General features: G+C 60.4%; 13 protein-coding genes and 3 tRNA genes. 8 read left to right on the top strand and 8 right to left on the bottom strand.

The window, feature by feature from the left end:
- Positions 1–15: 15 nt before the first annotated feature.
- Together ACP7E6_RS12350 and ACP7E6_RS12345 are read right to left on the bottom strand one after the other, a co-directional pair.
- Positions 16–89, bottom strand: a tRNA-Gly gene (locus ACP7E6_RS12350).
- A gap of 23 nt (positions 90–112) precedes the next feature.
- A tRNA-Tyr gene (locus ACP7E6_RS12345) sits at positions 113–197 on the bottom strand.
- A 218-nt stretch (positions 198–415) separates the two neighbouring features.
- On the opposite strand from ACP7E6_RS12345, the gene ACP7E6_RS12340 reads away from it, so the two are divergent.
- Positions 416–1,297, top strand: a complete 882-nt coding sequence (locus ACP7E6_RS12340; RefSeq protein WP_426230057.1) for a TrmH family RNA methyltransferase — start codon at positions 416–418, stop codon at positions 1,295–1,297.
- 354 nt (positions 1,298–1,651) lie between these two features.
- Here ACP7E6_RS12340 and ACP7E6_RS12335 read toward each other — a convergent pair whose 3' ends face one another.
- Both ACP7E6_RS12335 and ACP7E6_RS12330 read right to left on the bottom strand, forming a co-directional pair.
- Positions 1,652–1,867, bottom strand: a complete 216-nt coding sequence (locus tag ACP7E6_RS12335; protein ID WP_426230056.1) for an alkylphosphonate utilization protein — start codon at positions 1,865–1,867, stop codon at positions 1,652–1,654.
- A 164-nt stretch (positions 1,868–2,031) separates the two neighbouring features.
- The gene (locus ACP7E6_RS12330; protein WP_426230055.1) at positions 2,032–2,658 is read right to left on the bottom strand and encodes an FMN-dependent NADH-azoreductase; all 627 of its coding nucleotides are present in this window, start codon (positions 2,656–2,658) and stop codon (positions 2,032–2,034) included.
- A 142-nt stretch (positions 2,659–2,800) separates the two neighbouring features.
- Between ACP7E6_RS12330 and ACP7E6_RS12325 the strand changes: the two genes are divergently transcribed.
- The 6 genes from ACP7E6_RS12325 (at position 2,801) to ACP7E6_RS12300 (ending at position 7,471) form a co-directional block, all read left to right on the top strand.
- Complete coding sequence (locus tag ACP7E6_RS12325) at positions 2,801–3,745, top strand: LysR family transcriptional regulator (protein WP_426230054.1); 945 nt, start codon at positions 2,801–2,803, stop codon at positions 3,743–3,745.
- Positions 3,746–3,826: 81 nt separating this feature from the next.
- Entirely contained in the window at positions 3,827–4,558 is a 732-nt protein-coding gene (locus tag ACP7E6_RS12320) for a YoaK family protein (RefSeq protein ID WP_426230053.1), read from the top strand.
- Between the two features lie 118 nt (positions 4,559–4,676).
- Positions 4,677–4,752 (top strand) — tRNA-Thr (locus ACP7E6_RS12315).
- Positions 4,753–4,944: 192 nt separating this feature from the next.
- A complete protein-coding gene (locus ACP7E6_RS12310; RefSeq protein ID WP_426230052.1) occupies positions 4,945–5,790 on the top strand; it encodes a glycosyl transferase in 846 nt (281 codons plus the stop codon).
- Positions 5,791–5,939: 149 nt separating this feature from the next.
- A complete protein-coding gene (locus tag ACP7E6_RS12305) occupies positions 5,940–6,713 on the top strand; it encodes an NAD kinase (RefSeq protein ID WP_426230051.1) in 774 nt (257 codons plus the stop codon).
- Positions 6,714–6,970: 257 nt separating this feature from the next.
- The gene (locus ACP7E6_RS12300) at positions 6,971–7,471 is read left to right on the top strand and encodes a hypothetical protein (protein ID WP_426230328.1); all 501 of its coding nucleotides are present in this window, start codon (positions 6,971–6,973) and stop codon (positions 7,469–7,471) included.
- A gap of 97 nt (positions 7,472–7,568) precedes the next feature.
- Here ACP7E6_RS12300 and prfB read toward each other — a convergent pair.
- The 4 genes from prfB to ACP7E6_RS12280 form a co-directional block, all read right to left on the bottom strand.
- Positions 7,569–8,700 (bottom strand): peptide chain release factor 2 gene (gene prfB / locus ACP7E6_RS12295; RefSeq protein ID WP_426230050.1). Its coding sequence is split into 2 segments (ribosomal slippage): positions 7,569–8,630 and positions 8,632–8,700, totalling 1,131 coding nucleotides; the frame shifts between segments, so codons are not numbered across the junction.
- 99 nt (positions 8,701–8,799) lie between these two features.
- Complete coding sequence (locus ACP7E6_RS12290) at positions 8,800–11,253, bottom strand: penicillin-binding protein 1A (RefSeq protein WP_426230049.1); 2,454 nt, start codon at positions 11,251–11,253, stop codon at positions 8,800–8,802.
- Positions 11,254–11,626: 373 nt separating this feature from the next.
- A complete protein-coding gene (locus tag ACP7E6_RS12285) occupies positions 11,627–12,787 on the bottom strand; it encodes an N-acetylmuramoyl-L-alanine amidase (protein WP_426230327.1) in 1,161 nt (386 codons plus the stop codon).
- Between the two features lie 307 nt (positions 12,788–13,094).
- Positions 13,095–13,394, bottom strand: a complete 300-nt coding sequence (locus ACP7E6_RS12280) for a hypothetical protein (protein WP_426230048.1) — start codon at positions 13,392–13,394, stop codon at positions 13,095–13,097.
- A gap of 242 nt (positions 13,395–13,636) precedes the next feature.
- Between ACP7E6_RS12280 and ACP7E6_RS12275 the strand changes: the two genes are divergently transcribed.
- Positions 13,637–16,516 (top strand): Rne/Rng family ribonuclease, encoded by a 2,880-nt coding sequence (locus ACP7E6_RS12275; RefSeq protein WP_426230047.1) that lies wholly within the window; start codon positions 13,637–13,639, stop codon positions 16,514–16,516.
- Positions 16,517–16,543 lie beyond the last annotated feature (27 nt).

The raw sequence follows: 16,543 nt of genomic DNA, 5'->3' as shown, positions 1-16,543 counted from the left end.
GTGGGAGCATTTTGATGGAGCGGGTAGCGGGAATCGAACCCGCGTATTCAGCTTGGAAGGCTGCTGCTCTACCATTGAGCTATACCCGCGGGTCAAGATCCGTCTGACAGAATGGTGGAGGGAGTTGGATTTGAACCAACGTAGGCTGAGCCAACGGATTTACAGTCCGTCCCCTTTAACCACTCGGGCATCCCTCCATTATTCTGTCGGGATCAAGCGACCAAGCTTTGCAGATCAAAGTGTTGTTTGCCGGGGCAAGTCAGCCCTTCAATCTGCGCCGGGTATATGACGGTCCCGTTTCATCCTGTCAACACGGCGCCTCAGAAAAAGTTGGGAAAATTGCGATAAAGATTGCCAGCTGCCGATTTCGCGAAAAACGGTTCCACGCGAACCGCATCGTCAGTATAAGACGGGTATGAGCAAAGATAATCCGGGCGACAAGAACGCCAAAGACACCCATTACGCCACTCTTCGCCGCGCGCATCGCGATGGCAAACGCGAACGCGGCGAAATTCCGACACCCGTGCAGGACAAGCGCAAGAAAAGCGCTGCACCAGACTGGAAGGCGCCGCAATTGGCGCCCGATCAGGTGCTGCTCTACGGCATCCATACGGTGCGTGCAGCCCTCGACAATCCCGAGCGCAAGATCACCAAGCTCTCCGTGACGCAGAATGCGCTGGTGCGGCTTGAAACCGGCCCGATCGAAGACCTCGGCTTCCCCGTGGAAATCGTCACGCCGCAGGACCTCGACAAGATACTGGGACCGGACGCCATCCATCAGGGTGCGATGCTGGAAACGGTTCCCCTGCCCGTCCGCCGCCTTTCGGCACTCAATGACAGCCCTTTGATTCTCGTCCTCGACCAGGTGACCGATCCGCACAATGTCGGCGCGATCATGCGCTCCGCCGTTGCCTTCAATGCCGGCGCCCTGATCACGACACAGCGTCACAGCCCGACCGAATCGGGCGTCATGGCCAAATCGGCCTCCGGCGCTCTGGAAATGATCCCCTATATCCAGATCACCAATCTCGCCGACGCGCTGGAAGAGCTGCACAAGCTCGGCTTCGTCTCGATCGGTCTTGATTCGGAAGGCCCGGAGCCGCTCGAACAGACACTCTCCGGCGCAAAGATCGCACTCGTTCTCGGTGCTGAAGGCAAGGGATTGCGGCAGAAGACACGCCAGACCGTCAACGCGCTTGCCCGTCTCGACATGCCGGGCGCCATCAAGTCGCTGAATGTCTCCAACGCGGCCGCAATCGCCATGTACGCGGCACGCGGCCATCTGGCCAAGGCCTGACGCGCTACCGTGTCAACGGCAGCACGGCAACCGACAAGCGGGCTTCGGGGCATTCGTCCCGGAGCCTGCGCCAGGTCATGACGTTGAGCTCTTTTTCGCAGCGCGCCAAATAGGCGGTGTCGCCCACCCGGATACAGGTCGTCTGGCCGAGTTCGAGTCTGGAACCGTCCCGGTTTCTGCAGGTGCAAATGGGATCGGCAGCAACGGACGCACTGAGAGAGGTTCCGGCAAAGGCCGAAACAAGCGCCACCATCCAGAGTGCCGGAACGCTTTTCATAAGCAGAGTGTAATACAAAAACGCGGTGCGTCGAGTCCCGCCGAACGTACCGACCGCAGTCCGCTGATCCTTGCGGCTCAGGCCTTCTTGAGAAACTCCGTGCGCAGCACCAAGCCCTTGATCTTGGCATGCCGGCATTCGACTTCGTCCGGATCTCCGGTCAGGTGGATGCCCTTGATCATCGTGCCGCGCTTCAAGGTTTCGGATGTGCCCTTGACCTTGAGATCCTTGATCAGCGTGACATTGTCTCCCTCGACGAGAATCGCGCCGTTGCTGTCCCTGACATCCGTCATTGCCATTCCAATCCGTTTTCCGTCGGGCCGGGCCCTCTGACGTCGGCTCTACCGCCTCGCGGCACCCGTGTCCAGCGCACGGTACGCCGTAATGGCGCCAACAAGTCACACGAAAGCCGGGCACCTGTTGCCCGGCTTTCCCTCACACAGATTCAGCCAGTCGATCAGGCCGCGATATCGAAATGCCCCCGGCCGGCAATGGCCTTTTCAGCCTCGGTGATGGCGGCTTCCTTCGAGTCCGGGCTGATGGCCAAGCCTTCGGCACGGACGAATTCGACATTGGTGATGCCGATGAAACCGAACACCGTGTTAAGATAGGTTTCCTGGTGATCCATGGCGCTGATCGGCGACGCACCGGAATAGTGGCCGCCGCGGGTCGAGGCGACGATGACCTTCTTACCCTTGGCGAGGCCTTCGACGCCCGCCTCGGTATAACGGAACGTCGTTCCGGCCACGAGAATGCGGTCGATCCAGGTCTTCAGCTGGCTTGGAATGGCGAAATTGTACATCGGTGCGCCGATGACGACGACGTCGGCGGCAAGAAACTCGTTGAGCGAGGCGCGGGCGGCATCGAGCTCCGAAACCAGGGTCGGGTCGAGGCCTTCGGGGTTGGCGGAAGCCGCCATCAAATGGGAGCCGTTGAGATGGGCAAGCGGAGCGGCAGCAAGATCGCGGTAGGTGACGCTGTCACCGGGCCGTTCGGCCTTGATGCGCGCGACGATCGATGCGGTCAGACGGCGGGAAACCGAATGATCTCCGAGAATGCCGGAGTCGATGTGGAGAATGTTCATAATGGCACCTTTATGTGCGTGTGGCGTTTGGGTGCATCACATATGAATTTAAAACAATCCGCTGATAAGCTAACCCTTTTTCGACAGGCCGTTTCCTGATAGAAACAATGGTGGCGGTCATCGATGGAAACGAAGGTGTGACATGCAGGACCTGAACGATATCGCGCTGTTTGCCGCAGTCGTGAAACACAAGGGCTTTTCCGCGGCTGCGCGTGCCCTCAACGTCCCCAAATCCAAGCTCAGCAAGCATGTGGCCCGGCTCGAGCAGCAGCTCGATGTCCGCCTTCTCGAACGCTCGACCCGCAAGCTGCGGGTGACGGAGATCGGCCAGGCCTTCTATGAGCGCTGCGAAACCATCCTGTCCGGCGTCGAGGCCGCCGAAGCGGTGGTTGCCGCAGCAAAGAGTGAGCCAACGGGTGTCGTGCGTCTTGCCTGTCCGATCGGCTTTACGCCCCTCGTCGGCCATATCCTGCCGGCCTTTCATCGGCGCTATCCGGACGTCCGGCTGCTGATCACCGCCTCCAATCGCCGGATCGACCTGGTCGAAGAGCGCATCGACATTGCACTTCGAGCGCGCGACCAACTGGATACGGACAACAACCTCATCGTGCGCAAACTGGGCGAGGCGCGTCAGTTTCTCGTGGCCAGCCCTGCACTGATAGCGCGGATCGGCAATGTGACGATCGAGACGCTCGGCACGATGCCGACGCTGTCGATGAACGAGCAGCACCTCTCCGATACCTGGCATTTGAACCACGCCGATGGAACAAGGCGGGACATTACCCATCAGCCCATCATCGGCTGCGGCGATTTCGGCATCCTCGAACGGGCGGCCATCGAGGGTGTCGGCATTGCGCTTCTGCCGGATCATCTCTGCGGCCGGGGGATCCGCACCGGCGTGCTCGTGCAGGTGCTGCCGGACTGGTGCTCGAACGCCACCATTGCCCACCTGGTCTTCACGTCGCGTCACGGCATGCTTCCGTCGGTCCGCGCGCTCATCGATTTCCTTGCCGACAATCTGCCCAGTGCAATGTCGCGCTGCACGGAAATCGATCCGCGCCCGGCAATGCTCGACGCGGCGGAATAGATAGCTTCTCTCAGGCTGCCAGGCCTATGATGACGGCGTTTCAAACGGCCGAATCAACGCTGGCGGAGGCAACGGACAATCATGACGCGGGAGCGGCGGCGGCGCATCATCCGGAAGCGGCGCACGGGACTTGGCATCGTCCTCGTCGCCGCCATCTCGTTTCTCGCCGGCATGACGGATGCGGCCGGCCTTCTGATTGCCGGCAGCTTCGTCTCTTTCATGAGCGGCAACACCACTCGCGCCGCCGTCGCGCTCGCCGACGGGAAGCCGGCCTATGCGGGAATTCTGCTCGGCGCCCTTTTGATGTTCGTCGCCGGCAACGCGCTCGGGATCATCATCGCCCACAACGCGGCCCGGCGGGCGTTTCGCGTCCTTGCCGGCGTTACCGTCCTGCTTGCGTTTGCCGCCGTCATCACCGATCCAGATCTTGCAACGCTGCAATTCTACGCGATCGTGCTGGCCATGGGGCTCGTCAATGCCGCCGTCGAGCACATCGAAGGACTACCGATCGGGCTGACCTACGTGACCGGCGCCCTCTCCCGTTTCGGTAAAGGCATCGGCAGCTGGATCGTCGGCGCGCCGCGGCCAGACTGGTCGCTGCAGATCGTCCCCTGGCTTGGCATGGTGTCCGGGGGCATCTGCGGTGCCTTTCTCGAACGGGCGCTTGGCGCTGGTGTACTTTGGCTGGTCTGTGCGCTGTCGGCAGCGCTGGCGATTCTCACTTTTTTCATCCCCCCGCGGCTGCAAAGGCGCCTCGCTCACCGCGCGCCACTGCAGGCGGCAAAAATGCGGCCGACAAAACCCGGCCTGTAATCACCGCAAAACAACGATCGCTGCACACTCGGCCGGTGCCGGTGCGAAAAAGCAGCTGCCGAACAGCATTTTTGCTTTACACGCGACCAGAATATGCTAATTCCCAGCCGCAAGTGCTGCCCTTATAGCTCAGTTGGTAGAGCACCTGATTTGTAATCAGGGGGTCCCGGGTTCGAGTCCTGGTGGGGGCACCATTTTTCCGCTGGCAAAATCCTCATTACCCGAATGTTTTGGCAACTCGCGGTGAGTTGGCGTATCCGATGGATTTGCAATTGCACACTTAGAATCAGGTCGCAGCAAGCTTATATAAGCAGTCGCGATATGCCGTTGGAACGGGCTTGAACGCCTGAGCGAAAAGCCCCGGCGCGAAATGAGGAATGACAAGCATGACGGCGGATGTCCTGGCTGCAAGTGGCGGCGTGAAACAGATTATTTGCATCAACTGGGGCACGAAATACGGCGCGCCGTTCATCAACCGGCTCTATGCGATGGTGGCGCGCAACATCACGCCCCCCTTCACCTTCACCTGTTTTACCGACAATCGGGATGGTCTGCGGCCAGAAATTCACCTGGAGGACCTACCACCGCTGAATATCGAAAAGATGCCGGTGAAAACCAAGGGCATCTGGCCCAAGGCGCGCCTGTGGGGGCCCACTCTCGGCAGTCTGACCGGCCCTGTGCTGTTCCTCGACCTCGATCTTGTGATCGTCGGCTCCCTCGACTCCTTCTTTGAAATGGGCGGGCCGGATGATGTGATGATCGCCCAGAATCAGACCACGCCATTCGAGCGGCTTGGCCAGACATCTTTGTTCCGGTTTCCGGTCGGCAAACTTGTACCGCTGCTCGAGAAATTCCGCGCCGACCCGCAAGGGGTCGCTGACAAATATGAATTCGAACAACGGTTTGTCACCCGCAACGCTCCGGGCGGCGTCAAATTTTTCCCTCGCCGCTGGGTCCTGCATTTCAAACAGGATTGCCGTTGGCCGATCCCGCTGAACTATTTCCTGGTGCCCCGCCTTCCTACGAATGCCAAGGTCATCCTCTTCCCGCGCAACTTCTTCCCGCAGCATGCGATTGATGGGCAGTTCGGCGAGAGCGGGCATGCCACAACACCTCTCGACCATATTTACGGCGTGTTTGACGCGAGCCGGCGGAAACGCAAGGCACCGTTCAAGTACCTGCGCCAATATATCCTTCCAACACCGTGGGTCGCCGATCATTGGCGGGAATGAAGTTCAATCTTTTCTTCCCCGCAATGTTCTTTTGTGCATGATAACGTCTGTATTCTCTGCAGCGGCGCCTTCTGTCGGACTTCCAGACGGACCACATTTCGGGCCTTTCCATTTTGAACGGCCCTTATCGTAAAACAGACAGGCATTTCATGGCTCGCACGTTCAAAACCATCGCCTTCGCCGCTTCCTCCACCGACGAAGCCCAGGCGGCGGCAGAGGAGCTGATCGCGCTATACGGCCAGGAAGATCCGGACGAAGCAGACGTGATCGTGGCGCTTGGCGGCGATGGCTTCATGTTGCAGACGCTGCACAAGACGATGAATTCCGGCAAGCTGATCTACGGCATGAACCGCGGCTCGATCGGCTTTCTGATGAACCGCTACAGCACCGAAAACCTGCACAAACGCCTGGCAGATGCCGTGGAGAACACGTTCCGTCCGCTTGAGATGCAGACCACCGATGCCGACGGCAACAGTTTCAAGGCGCTGGCGATCAACGAGGTCTATCTGTTTCGCCAATCCTATCAGGCAGCCAAGCTGCGGGTCGTGGTCGATGATCGCGTCCGGCTGGAGGAACTGATTTGCGACGGCGTCCTGCTTTCCACGCCCGCTGGGTCCACGGCCTACAACCTGTCCGCCCACGGGCCGATCCTGCCGCTAGAGGCCCCGCTTCTAGCTTTGACGCCGGTCAGCCCGTTCCGGCCACGGCGCTGGCGCGGCGCATTGCTGCCCAACAAGGTGACCGTCGATATCGCCATTCTCGAACCGGAAAAACGCCCGGTCAACGCGGTCGCCGATCATGTCGAGGTCAAGTCGGTGGTGAAGGTGCGCATCGCCGAATCGGAAAACACGACGGCGCATATTCTTTCGGATCCGGATTATTCCTGGTCGGACCGTATCCTTGCGGAACAATTTTCCAACTAGAAGCAGCAGGCACCTTCGCTGTCTGCCGCCGCAATACTTTGATTTCGAATCGATTTCGGCCGGAAACTGTGGCAGGGTTGAGTATGCCTTGGTGCCGGCAACGGATCGGCGCAGCAGAGCATCCGGCTTTTCACACGAGTTTACCGAAGGCGACGACGATGCTCCCTATCCCATGTTTCAGCGTGCGTTCGCTTTGGCGGCGGTTGCTGCCGCAACAGCGCGGGTATGCGGCCCGGCCACGCGCAGCCCCGCTTTCCGTGCAGTGTCTGGCTGCGCTCGTTTTGGTGTTGCCGTTTGTCGTGGGGGCACCTGCCCGCGCGGACGAGACCGTACTGATGCCTGCCAATATCATTTTCGTGACAAGCACGGGATATTGGGAGGAAAGCGGCGATCCGCTGGCCGTCGTGGATCCGAGTGCTGCCAAGCCGGCGCAGGATCAACCAGCGGCGGCGCAGCGCGGTTATTACAAGCTTGTCGCCGTGCGCCAGCCCGAGGGCAACGCTCACATCTTCCTGCAGCAGGTGGCGCTGGATGCGGCCGGTCCCAAAGTTGTCTCGTCGGCGGAGCTTGAGGAATTTTCCGCGATGAAGGCCTATATCACCGATATCAGGCCTGAGACATCCGATGGTATCTCTAACCAGCCCGGCCTGTTCGCCACCGTCTATCTGAAGACCGATCCGACAGCAGCCGAACCTGAGACCTGGACCGTGCTGATCGACGATATCGGCGACATCAAGGTCGAGCGCGAAACGAACTGACCGCGCAGTCTTTCAAAAAAAGCCGGGCGTCCAAAAGAAAAGCCGAGCGATTGGCGGGCCCGGCTTTTCGGATTTTCAGAGGATAGGAGAAACAGGCTCACGCCAGATCGTCGACCACGGCATCGGCGCCGCCGTTGACGCGGTGGGCAAGCGCCGCTTCCATGAACTCATTGAGGTCGCCGTCGAGCACATCGTCAGGTGCCGTGCTGGCAACGCCGGTGCGCAGGTCCTTGACCAACTGATAAGGTTGCAGCACGTAGGAGCGGATCTGGTGGCCCCAGCCGATATCGCTCTTCGATGCGGCCTCGGCATTGGCCGCGTCCTCGCGCTTCTTCAGCTCCGCTTCATACAGTCGGGCACGCAACATGTCCCAAGCCTTGGCCTTGTTCTTGTGCTGCGAACGTTCCTGCTGGCACTGCACGACGATGCCGGACGGCATGTGCGTGATGCGCACCGCCGAATCGGTGGTGTTGACGTGCTGGCCGCCGGCGCCCGACGAACGGTAGGTGTCGATACGGCAATCGCTCTCGTTGATATCGATCTGGATCGAATCGTCGATGACCGGATAGACCCAGATCGACGAGAACGAGGTGTGACGGCGGGCATTGCTGTCGAACGGCGAGATGCGCACCAGGCGGTGGACGCCCGATTCGGTCTTCAGCCAGCCATAGGCATTGTGCCCCTTGACCAGAAGCGTCGCCGACTTGATGCCGGCCTCTTCGCCATCATGAACTTCCAGAAGCTCGACCTTGTAGCCCTGGCGTTCGGCCCAGCGCGTGTACATGCGCAAGAGGATGTTCGCCCAGTCCTGGCTCTCGGTACCACCGGCGCCGGAATGGACTTCCAGATAGGTGTCATTGCTGTCGGCTTCGCCGGACAGCATCGCCTCCACCTGCCGGCGGGCTGCCTCCGTGCGCAGAACGCGCAATGCGTCTTCGGCTTCCTTGATGATATCGGCGTCGCCCTCTTCCTCACCGAGTTCGATAAGGTCGATGGCATCCTGCATCTGCTGCTCGAAAGCGCGGACGCTGGTGATGCCGTCGTCGAGATGCTGGCGCTCGCGCATCAGCTTCTGGGCTTCCGCCGCATCGTTCCAGAGGTTCGGATCCTCCGACTTGTTGTTCAACCAGTCCAGCCGTCTTACCGCCTGATCCCAGTCAAAGATGCCTCCTCAGCAGGCTTATGGCCTGCTTGATTTCGTCGACAATGTTCTCGATTTCGGTCCGCATGATCCTGCTTCTTGCGCTCGTATGGAATGTGCGCCGTGAATAGCGACGCCTGCCGCTTATGTAAAGACCGGCAGGCGTCTGCAAATGGGAAGGGTGGGGTTAAAACAGCCCGCTGGAGCCGCGGTTGATGGCGTCGTTTGCCTGCGGCGACGCCTTCAGGATTTCCTCCGGCGGGATGTACTGGTCGGCTCCGCCGATGACCGAGAAGGTGTCGGCCGGGCCGGTGCCGGGCTTGAAGGCCTCGATGATCGTATCCGGATCGCCGTCGGCTGCAGCCATCCCGGTCTTGCGGTTGACCGGGATCAGGCTCATGCCTTCCGGAACGACAAACTGGACCGGGCGCGTGCCCTGCGTTGCGGCCTGCATGAAGTCGTTGAAGACGGGGGCAGCCAGACCGCCACCGGTCGCACCGCGACCGAGCGGTGCCGGGCTATCGAAGCCGAGATAGAGGCCTGCGACCAAGTCCGGCGTATAACCGACGAACCAGGCGTCTTTTTCGTCATTGGTGGTTCCGGTCTTGCCAGCCACAGGGCGATCGAGCTTGATCTTGCCGGCGGCAGTCCCGCGCGAAATCACGCCTTCCATCATCGAGGTGATCTGGTAGGCGGTCATCGGGTCGAGGACCTGTTCGCGATTATCGGTCAGAACAGGCTCTTCCTGTTCCTGCCAATCGGCAGCATTGCAATTGTCGCAGGTGCGATCTTCATGACGGAAGATCGTCTTGCCGTAACGGTCCTGAATGCGGTCGATCATCGATGGCTTGATCTGCTTGCCGCCGTTGGCAAGTACGGAATAGGCCGAAACCATGCGCAGAACCGTCGTTTCGCCCGAACCGAGCGACATGGCGAGAACCGGCAGCATCTTGTCATAGATGCCGAAACGTTCGGCATATTCGGCGACGAGGTTCATGCCCATATCGTTGGCAAGCCGCACCGTCATCAGGTTACGCGACTTTTCGATGCCGAGGCGCAGGGTCGAGGGACCGGCCGAACCACCGCCGTAGTTTTCCGGGCGCCAGACCTGACCGCCGGTGACGAGCTCGAACGGAGCATCGAGGATGACGGATGCAGGCGTATAGCCGTTATCCAACGCTGCCGCGTAGACGAAGGGCTTGAAGGACGAGCCTGGCTGGCGCATCGCCTGGGTCGCCCGGTTGAATTCCGACTGACCGTAGGAAAAGCCACCGGCCATCGCCAGCACACGGCCGGTCTGCGGGTCCATGGCGACAAGGCCGCCCTGCACCTTCGGCGGCTGGCGCAGGCGATATTCTCCCGCAGTATCGGTGGGCTCGACATAAACAACATCGCCTGGGCCAACGACACCTTCCGGCGACTTTGCCGACTTGCGGTCACCAGCGGAGGAACGATAGGCCCACTGCATGTTCTTGGCAGTGATTCGACCAGTCAGCCGGTCGGTGCCAACCTTGCCGCCTGCGTCCTTTTCCGGCTGGATGCCGATATCGGCGCCATCGCCATCGACGGAAAGAACAACTGCCAGCTTCCATTCGGGCACATCGGACAATGCGTTCAGCTTGCCGAGCGGCTCGCCCCAATCTCCGCCGATCTCGATTGCCTTCATCGGGCCGTGGAAACCACGGCGCTCGTCATAGGAGACCAGTGCATTCTGCAAGGCCTTGCGGGCTTCGACCTGCAGTCTCGGGTCAAGCGACGTGCGAACGGAGAGACCGCCTTCATAGAGAGCATTGTCTCCATAGCGCTGGATGATCTGGCGGCGGACTTCCTCGGCGAAGTAATCAGACGCGAACAGATGCGATCCGCCCCGGCGAACGCTGACGCCGAGCGGCTGCTTCTTGGCCTCTTCGCCATCGCTCTTGGCGACATAGCCGTTCTCGACCATGCGATCGATAACCCAGTTGCGCCGCTCGATTGCCGCTTCGGCCTTGCGGAACGGATGATAGTTTGCCGGCCCTTTCGGCAGAGCTGCAAGGTACGCGGTTTCGGCAATGGTCAGTTCGGTGACCGACTTGTCGAAATAGGTCAGTGCGGCGCCGGCGATACCGTAGGAGTTCAGGCCGAAGAAAATTTCGTTCAGATACAGTTCGAGAATGCGGTCCTTGCTGTAGGCCTGCTCGATGCGGAAGGACAGGATCGCTTCCTTGACCTTGCGGTCGATCGTCTGGTCGGCGGACAGCAGGAAGTTCTTGGCGACCTGCTGGGTGATCGTCGAGGCGCCAACCGGGCGGCGGCCGGAGCCGAAATTCTGCAGGTTGACGAAGATGGCGCGGCCAAGGCCGGTGATGTCGACGCCGGGATGCTGATAGAAATTCTTGTCTTCGGCCGAAATGAAGGCGGCCTTGACGCGATCTGGAATGGCCTGGATCGGCAGATAGAGGCGGCGCTCGCGGGCATATTCGGCCATCAGCGCACCGTTGCCTGCGTGGACGCGGGTCGTCACCGGCGGCGCATAGCTGTTAAGAACCTCATAATCTGGCAGGTCCTTTGTCACATGGCCAAGATAGATGGCAGCAGCTGCGGCAACGCCGAGCACTAGAAATGCGCCAATGCCGAAGAAATATCCAATCAGTCTGATCATCAGCCAGGTACCGGTATCCAGTTGTCGTTTATCTGTGCGCAGCACATGTTGAAGGTGGGCCTAACCCGCACCTTGCCCGAATGCAATCACGCCAGCGCATTAAACAACGAATGAAACGCGCTCCGGATGTCCGGTGACGCTTCCCCACGTTGCATGTTTGCGGCTGGCCATCTTCTTTCAGATCACCCACCGCGCAATTCAGGTTTCCGGATAGCGACCGGATTGTGAGCAAAATAGGGCTTGCTGCCGTTTAAACATAGGTCATCCCGTTGAAAACGATAGCGCTGTTACTCGAGCGACACAAATCACAACACATGTAATTACTGGTCCAGCCCCTGGAACGGTAGGCGATGAAGCTCGGGCCGGGCCGCCTTCAACCGCCGTTTGCCAAGGTCTCGCCGCGATAGCGGCGCACGGCGACGGCGAGCAGACCGGCGACCTTGCTGCGCCAGACTGGATCGACGAGGAGCTTTTCATCCTCCTTATTGGACAAAAAGCCCAGCTCCAGCAGAATCGACGGCACATCCGGGGCCTGCAGCACACGGAACCCGGCATGACGGTGGGGATTGTTGATCAGGTTGATCTGACCCTCGAATGACGAAACGACGGACCGCGCCAAGTTAACCGAGAATGCCTGCGTTTCGCGGCGAGTCAGATCGATCAGAATGTCGGCAACTTCAGCCGGTTCGCTCTTGAAGGCGACGCCGGCGATCTCGTCCGACAGGTTTTCGCGTGCGGCGAGGTTGGCGGCCAGGTGGTCGGATGCCTTGTCGGAAATCGTATAGACGGTGGCGCCGCGAATATCGCGCTGCTTCAGCGTATCGGCATGGATGGAGATGAACAGGTTGGCACTATGCTGACGGGCGACCTGTACACGCTCCGGCAAGGAGAGAAATTCATCCTTGTCGCGGGTCAGGAACGCCTTGACGCCGTTCTCCTTGTTGAGCGTCTCGACGAGCTGCGCGGCGAAAGCGAGCGTGACGCTCTTTTCTTCCATCTTGGTCTCGCTGCCGATCGCACCGGTATCGATACCGCCATGGCCTGCATCGACTGCAACGATGAATGCTCCGGGCGCCGCCGGCTCGACCAGCCTGTCGGTTTTGGCCGCCGTCACGGTGCCAGTCCACTTCTGCTCTTCGATCAGGCTGGAAAAACGCGCCTCGGTCACCCGCTCTGCATCGAGCACCAGGCGAAACCCCTTCCCTTCTTCATCAGCCTTGACGTCCGCAACCGTCACGGCAACGGGCTTGATGGCCGTGAGCACCACACGAGCACTGCCCGGCCCCATGGCGCCATAGCGGATTTCGGTGAACAGGCCGCGCGCCTTCAGGTCCTCGGGCTTCAAACCGAAGGAGGTTTCCGGCAGATCGACGATGACACGGGGAGGATTGGCAACATAGTGGACGAAGAAAATCGGCTTGCGATCGAATTCGATCACCACCCTTGTGCGGGCATCGTCGCCGGCAATCCGGGCACCGTAAGCGAGCAACGGCGCATCCGTGGCATGGGCGACTGGCGCCATGGACACAAGCATGAGGCCCAGCAGGCACCGTCGTATCATTGCTGACAGGATCAAATCCGCTTTTCCTTGTTGCACATGCCCGCCGGAGCCGGGTCGTCGCGTCTCCCGAAATCCGATCTCGATGTCTCGTTTCGGGACAAAGCCCTACACCCGGCGCGTTACCGCCTATGGTACCCTTGACGCCATATGATTAACCAAACCTTGCTTTCCCCACTTTCAAGGCGCACCGACTGCCCTCTCCGACGCCATTAAAGCGCATAAAGACGGCAGGAAACCGGCACTCCGGCAGTACACACCCCGACAAGCGAATCAATCAATATTATGGCAGTTCCGGCTTTTCCCTTGCCATTGTGACATAGAAAACATAAAAGCCTTGCAGGGAGAAAGTGTTGACGGGATAGAATCGACGACCGGCAGCCAAAGGGTTTTTTAAGCCTTGGCGCCAGAGCGTGATCGGGACGGGTAAAACCGCTTCAACGCAGATCACGTCTCGGACAAGCAGTCGCGCTTCATCCGCCGTCGCTCCACTTTTTCTTCGCATGCTGAATCGAGAAATTCCGGCGGTGGCCGGAGCGTTTATGGTGACGATCACCGCAGGCCCGTGACCGGGCACATTCATCGGGCCGTCAAGGCCTACTACATTGGCATTCTTGTTTGGTCATTAACGTTGTCCCAGCAGTATCGGTCAGAAGTAAACAGGCCCCGGAACAGACTAGTTCCGGCTGCCGTCTGGCTGTTGGACGACCTCCCCAACCATACAGGAACATTCACATCCGGCGAAAAACCTGAGCTGCATGGAAAGTCTCCTCCGGGAGGCAATTTTCCTGCCGTTTCCAGGGTGCGCCGAGGAGCACCACCTACATGGCAGAGAAAATGCTTATCGATGCGTCTCACGCTGAAGAGACGCGCGTCGTTGTCGTACGCGGAAACCGCATAGAAGAATTCGACTTCGAATCCGAACACAAGAAACAGATACGCGGTAATATCTACCTCGCGAAAGTGACGCGCGTCGAGCCGTCGCTGCAGGCGGCCTTCGTCGATTACGGCGGCAACCGCCACGGCTTCCTGGCCTTCGCCGAAATCCACCCCGATTATTACCAGATCCCGCTTGCCGACCGGCAGGCCCTGTTGCGGCAGGAAGCCGAAGAAGCGCGCCGCGACGACGACATCGAGCATGTCGAAACCGGCACGGATCTCGGCCCTGACACAGAGGATGAGTTGGTAGAGACGACGGTCGAAAACGTCGTCGAGATTATCGAGACCGCTGCCGAGCCGGTAGAGACCTTGGAAGCGGCAGTCGAGGCTGACGAAAAGCCTAAGGCAAAAGCCAAGCGCCCGCGCCGCACCAAGAAGGCTGCTGCGGCCGAAGCTGCAGACGGCGACGAAGGCAACGGCGGCGAAATGGCTGCCATGGTCGATACCGACAGCATTTCGGAAGACACACGCGGCGGACGCCGTGGCCACGATGACGACGATGATGACGATGGTCATCACGAGGAAAAGGAAATCATCGAATCCGTTGGCGCCGAAGACGCCATGGAAGAAGTGCCGGACCGGCAGGCCAGCCGCCGTCCGCGCAAGCAGTACCGTATCCAGGAAGTCATCAAGCGCCGGCAGATTCTGCTGGTGCAGGTGGCCAAGGAAGAACGCGGCAACAAGGGCGCAGCCCTCACCACCTACCTGTCGCTGGCCGGCCGCTACTCGGTCCTGATGCCGAACACGGCGCGTGGCGGCGGTATTTCCCGCAAGATCACCAACCTGCCGGACCGCAAGCGCCTGAAGGAAATCGCCCGCGCGCTCGACGTGCCGCAGGGCATGGGCGTCATCCTGCGCACCGCCGGTGCCAACCGCACCAAGGTCGAAGTCAAGCGCGACTTCGAATACCTGATGCGCCTGTGGGAAAACGTTCGCACGCTCACCCTGTCCTCGACGGCCCCCTGCCTCGTCTATGAGGAAGGCTCACTGATCAAGCGCTCGATCCGCGACCTTTACAACAAGGATATCAGCGAGATCATCGTTGCCGGCGAGGAAGGCTACAAGGAAGCCAAGGGCTTCATGAAGATGCTGATGCCGAGCCACGCCAAGGTGGTTCAGCCTTACCGCGACGTGCATCCGATCTTCTCGCGCTCGGGCATCGAAGCCCAGCTCGATCGCATGCTGGTGCCGCAGGTAACGCTGAAGTCCGGCGGTTACATCATCATCAACCAGACCGAAGCGCTGGTTGCCATCGACGTCAACTCGGGCCGTTCGACCCGCGAACACTCGATCGAGGACACGGCCCTCCAGACCAACCTCGAAGCCGCCGAAGAAGTCGCCCGCCAGCTGCGCCTGCGCGACCTTGCCGGTCTCGTGGTCGTCGACTTCATCGACATGGAAGAAAAGCGCAACAACCGTTCGGTTGAAAAGCGCCTGAAGGACCATCTCAAGAACGACCGCGCCCGCATCCAGGTTGGCCGCATCTCGCATTTCGGCCTGCTCGAAATGTCGCGCCAGCGCATTCGCGCTTCGGTGCTTGAATCGACCATGCAGGTCTGCTCGCATTGCAACGGCACGGGCCACGTCCGTTCGCAGTCCTCCGTCGCCCTGCATGTCCTGCGCGGCGTCGAGGAATATCTCTTGAAGAACACCACGCACAATATCACCGTGCGGACGACCCCGGATATCGCGCTCTATCTGCTCAACCACAAGCGCGGCACGATCATCGATTATGAAGAGCGTTTTGGCGTTCAGATCATCATCGAGGCGGACGCCCATGTCGGTGCGCAGCATTTTGCCATCGATCGCGGAGAAGCCGTCGAGAACCCGGTCAAGATCGATCAGATCATCCAGTTCGAGCCAGAAATCGACGAAGACGACGATATCGTCATCGAAGAGGATATCGAAGACGACGAAGAACTCGTGGTCGAAGCCAAGCCGGAACGCGCAGAGCGGGCCGAGCGCAGCGAACGGGCTCCTGCCGAGCCGGGTGACGATCAGGGTAACCGCAAGCGCAAGCGCCGGCGTCGCCGGCGTGGCGGCCGCCCTGGCGGCGACCAGGCAACGGAAGCCGGTGTCAGCGCCGACGATGCCTCCGATGAGGATGGCGACGAGGACGAAGCCGACGACGTTGCCGCACAGGCAGGTGGCGAAGATGCGCAGGATGCAGGCCTGAGCGAAGAAGAACGCCAAAAGCGCAAGCGCCGCCGTCGCGGCAAGCGTGGCGGGCGCCGCAATCGTCCGGACGAGGCAGAAGGCGAAAACCTGGCAGCAGACGGCGAAGCCGCTGGTGAAGAAGCCGCCACCGATGCGCCAGAAGCGGACGCTGCTGCTGCCGTTTCAGCCGAAGCCGTGGTTGCCGCTGTAGCGGTTGAGCACGTCGCCGAAGCTCCGGTTGTCGCCGAGGAAGAGGTGAAGCCGGCCAAGCCGAAGCGTAGCCGCAAGAAAGCCGTGGCTGCCGTTGACGAGGCCGTTGCCATTGCCGAGCAGGCGCCTGTCGCGAGCGCCGATGCGGATGCCCAGGCTGCTATCGAAGCCAAGCCCGAAGCGGTTGCTACCGTCGAGGAGCCGGCTGTCGAAAAGGCCGCTGCGGACCTCGGAGACACCAAGCTCGACGAGACGAAACCGGTGCGCGCCAACCGCGATGTCGAGACGATTGCCCGCGAACCGGTGGTCAAGTCGTTCTCCGTCAAGAAGGACGAAGGCGACGCGGATCCGGCAAAGCCCAAGAAGGGCGGCTGGTGGCAGAAGCGCGGCTTCTTCTGAGCCGAACGAACATCTGAGACATGAGAC

It is taken from the genome of Pararhizobium sp. DWP3-4 (assembly GCF_049898205.1).
Lineage (GTDB): Bacteria > Pseudomonadota > Alphaproteobacteria > Rhizobiales > Rhizobiaceae > Pararhizobium.
The sequence above is the reverse complement of the archived record's forward strand: the minus strand, read 5'-3'. Positions and strand labels throughout refer to the sequence as shown.

Coding starts and splice junctions, on each gene's coding strand:
- ACP7E6_RS12340 (WP_426230057.1), top strand. CDS start 416: ATGAGCAAAGATAATCCGGGCGACAAGAACGCCAAAGACACCCATTAC.
- ACP7E6_RS12335 (WP_426230056.1), bottom strand. CDS start 1,867: ATGACGGATGTCAGGGACAGCAACGGCGCGATTCTCGTCGAGGGAGAC.
- ACP7E6_RS12330 (WP_426230055.1), bottom strand. CDS start 2,658: ATGAACATTCTCCACATCGACTCCGGCATTCTCGGAGATCATTCGGTT.
- ACP7E6_RS12325 (WP_426230054.1), top strand. CDS start 2,801: ATGCAGGACCTGAACGATATCGCGCTGTTTGCCGCAGTCGTGAAACAC.
- ACP7E6_RS12320 (WP_426230053.1), top strand. CDS start 3,827: ATGACGCGGGAGCGGCGGCGGCGCATCATCCGGAAGCGGCGCACGGGA.
- ACP7E6_RS12310 (WP_426230052.1), top strand. CDS start 4,945: ATGACGGCGGATGTCCTGGCTGCAAGTGGCGGCGTGAAACAGATTATT.
- ACP7E6_RS12305 (WP_426230051.1), top strand. CDS start 5,940: ATGGCTCGCACGTTCAAAACCATCGCCTTCGCCGCTTCCTCCACCGAC.
- ACP7E6_RS12290 (WP_426230049.1), bottom strand. CDS start 11,253: ATGATCAGACTGATTGGATATTTCTTCGGCATTGGCGCATTTCTAGTG.
- ACP7E6_RS12285 (WP_426230327.1), bottom strand. CDS start 12,787: ATGCTTGTGTCCATGGCGCCAGTCGCCCATGCCACGGATGCGCCGTTG.
- ACP7E6_RS12280 (WP_426230048.1), bottom strand. CDS start 13,394: ATGAATGTGCCCGGTCACGGGCCTGCGGTGATCGTCACCATAAACGCT.
- ACP7E6_RS12275 (WP_426230047.1), top strand. CDS start 13,637: ATGGCAGAGAAAATGCTTATCGATGCGTCTCACGCTGAAGAGACGCGC.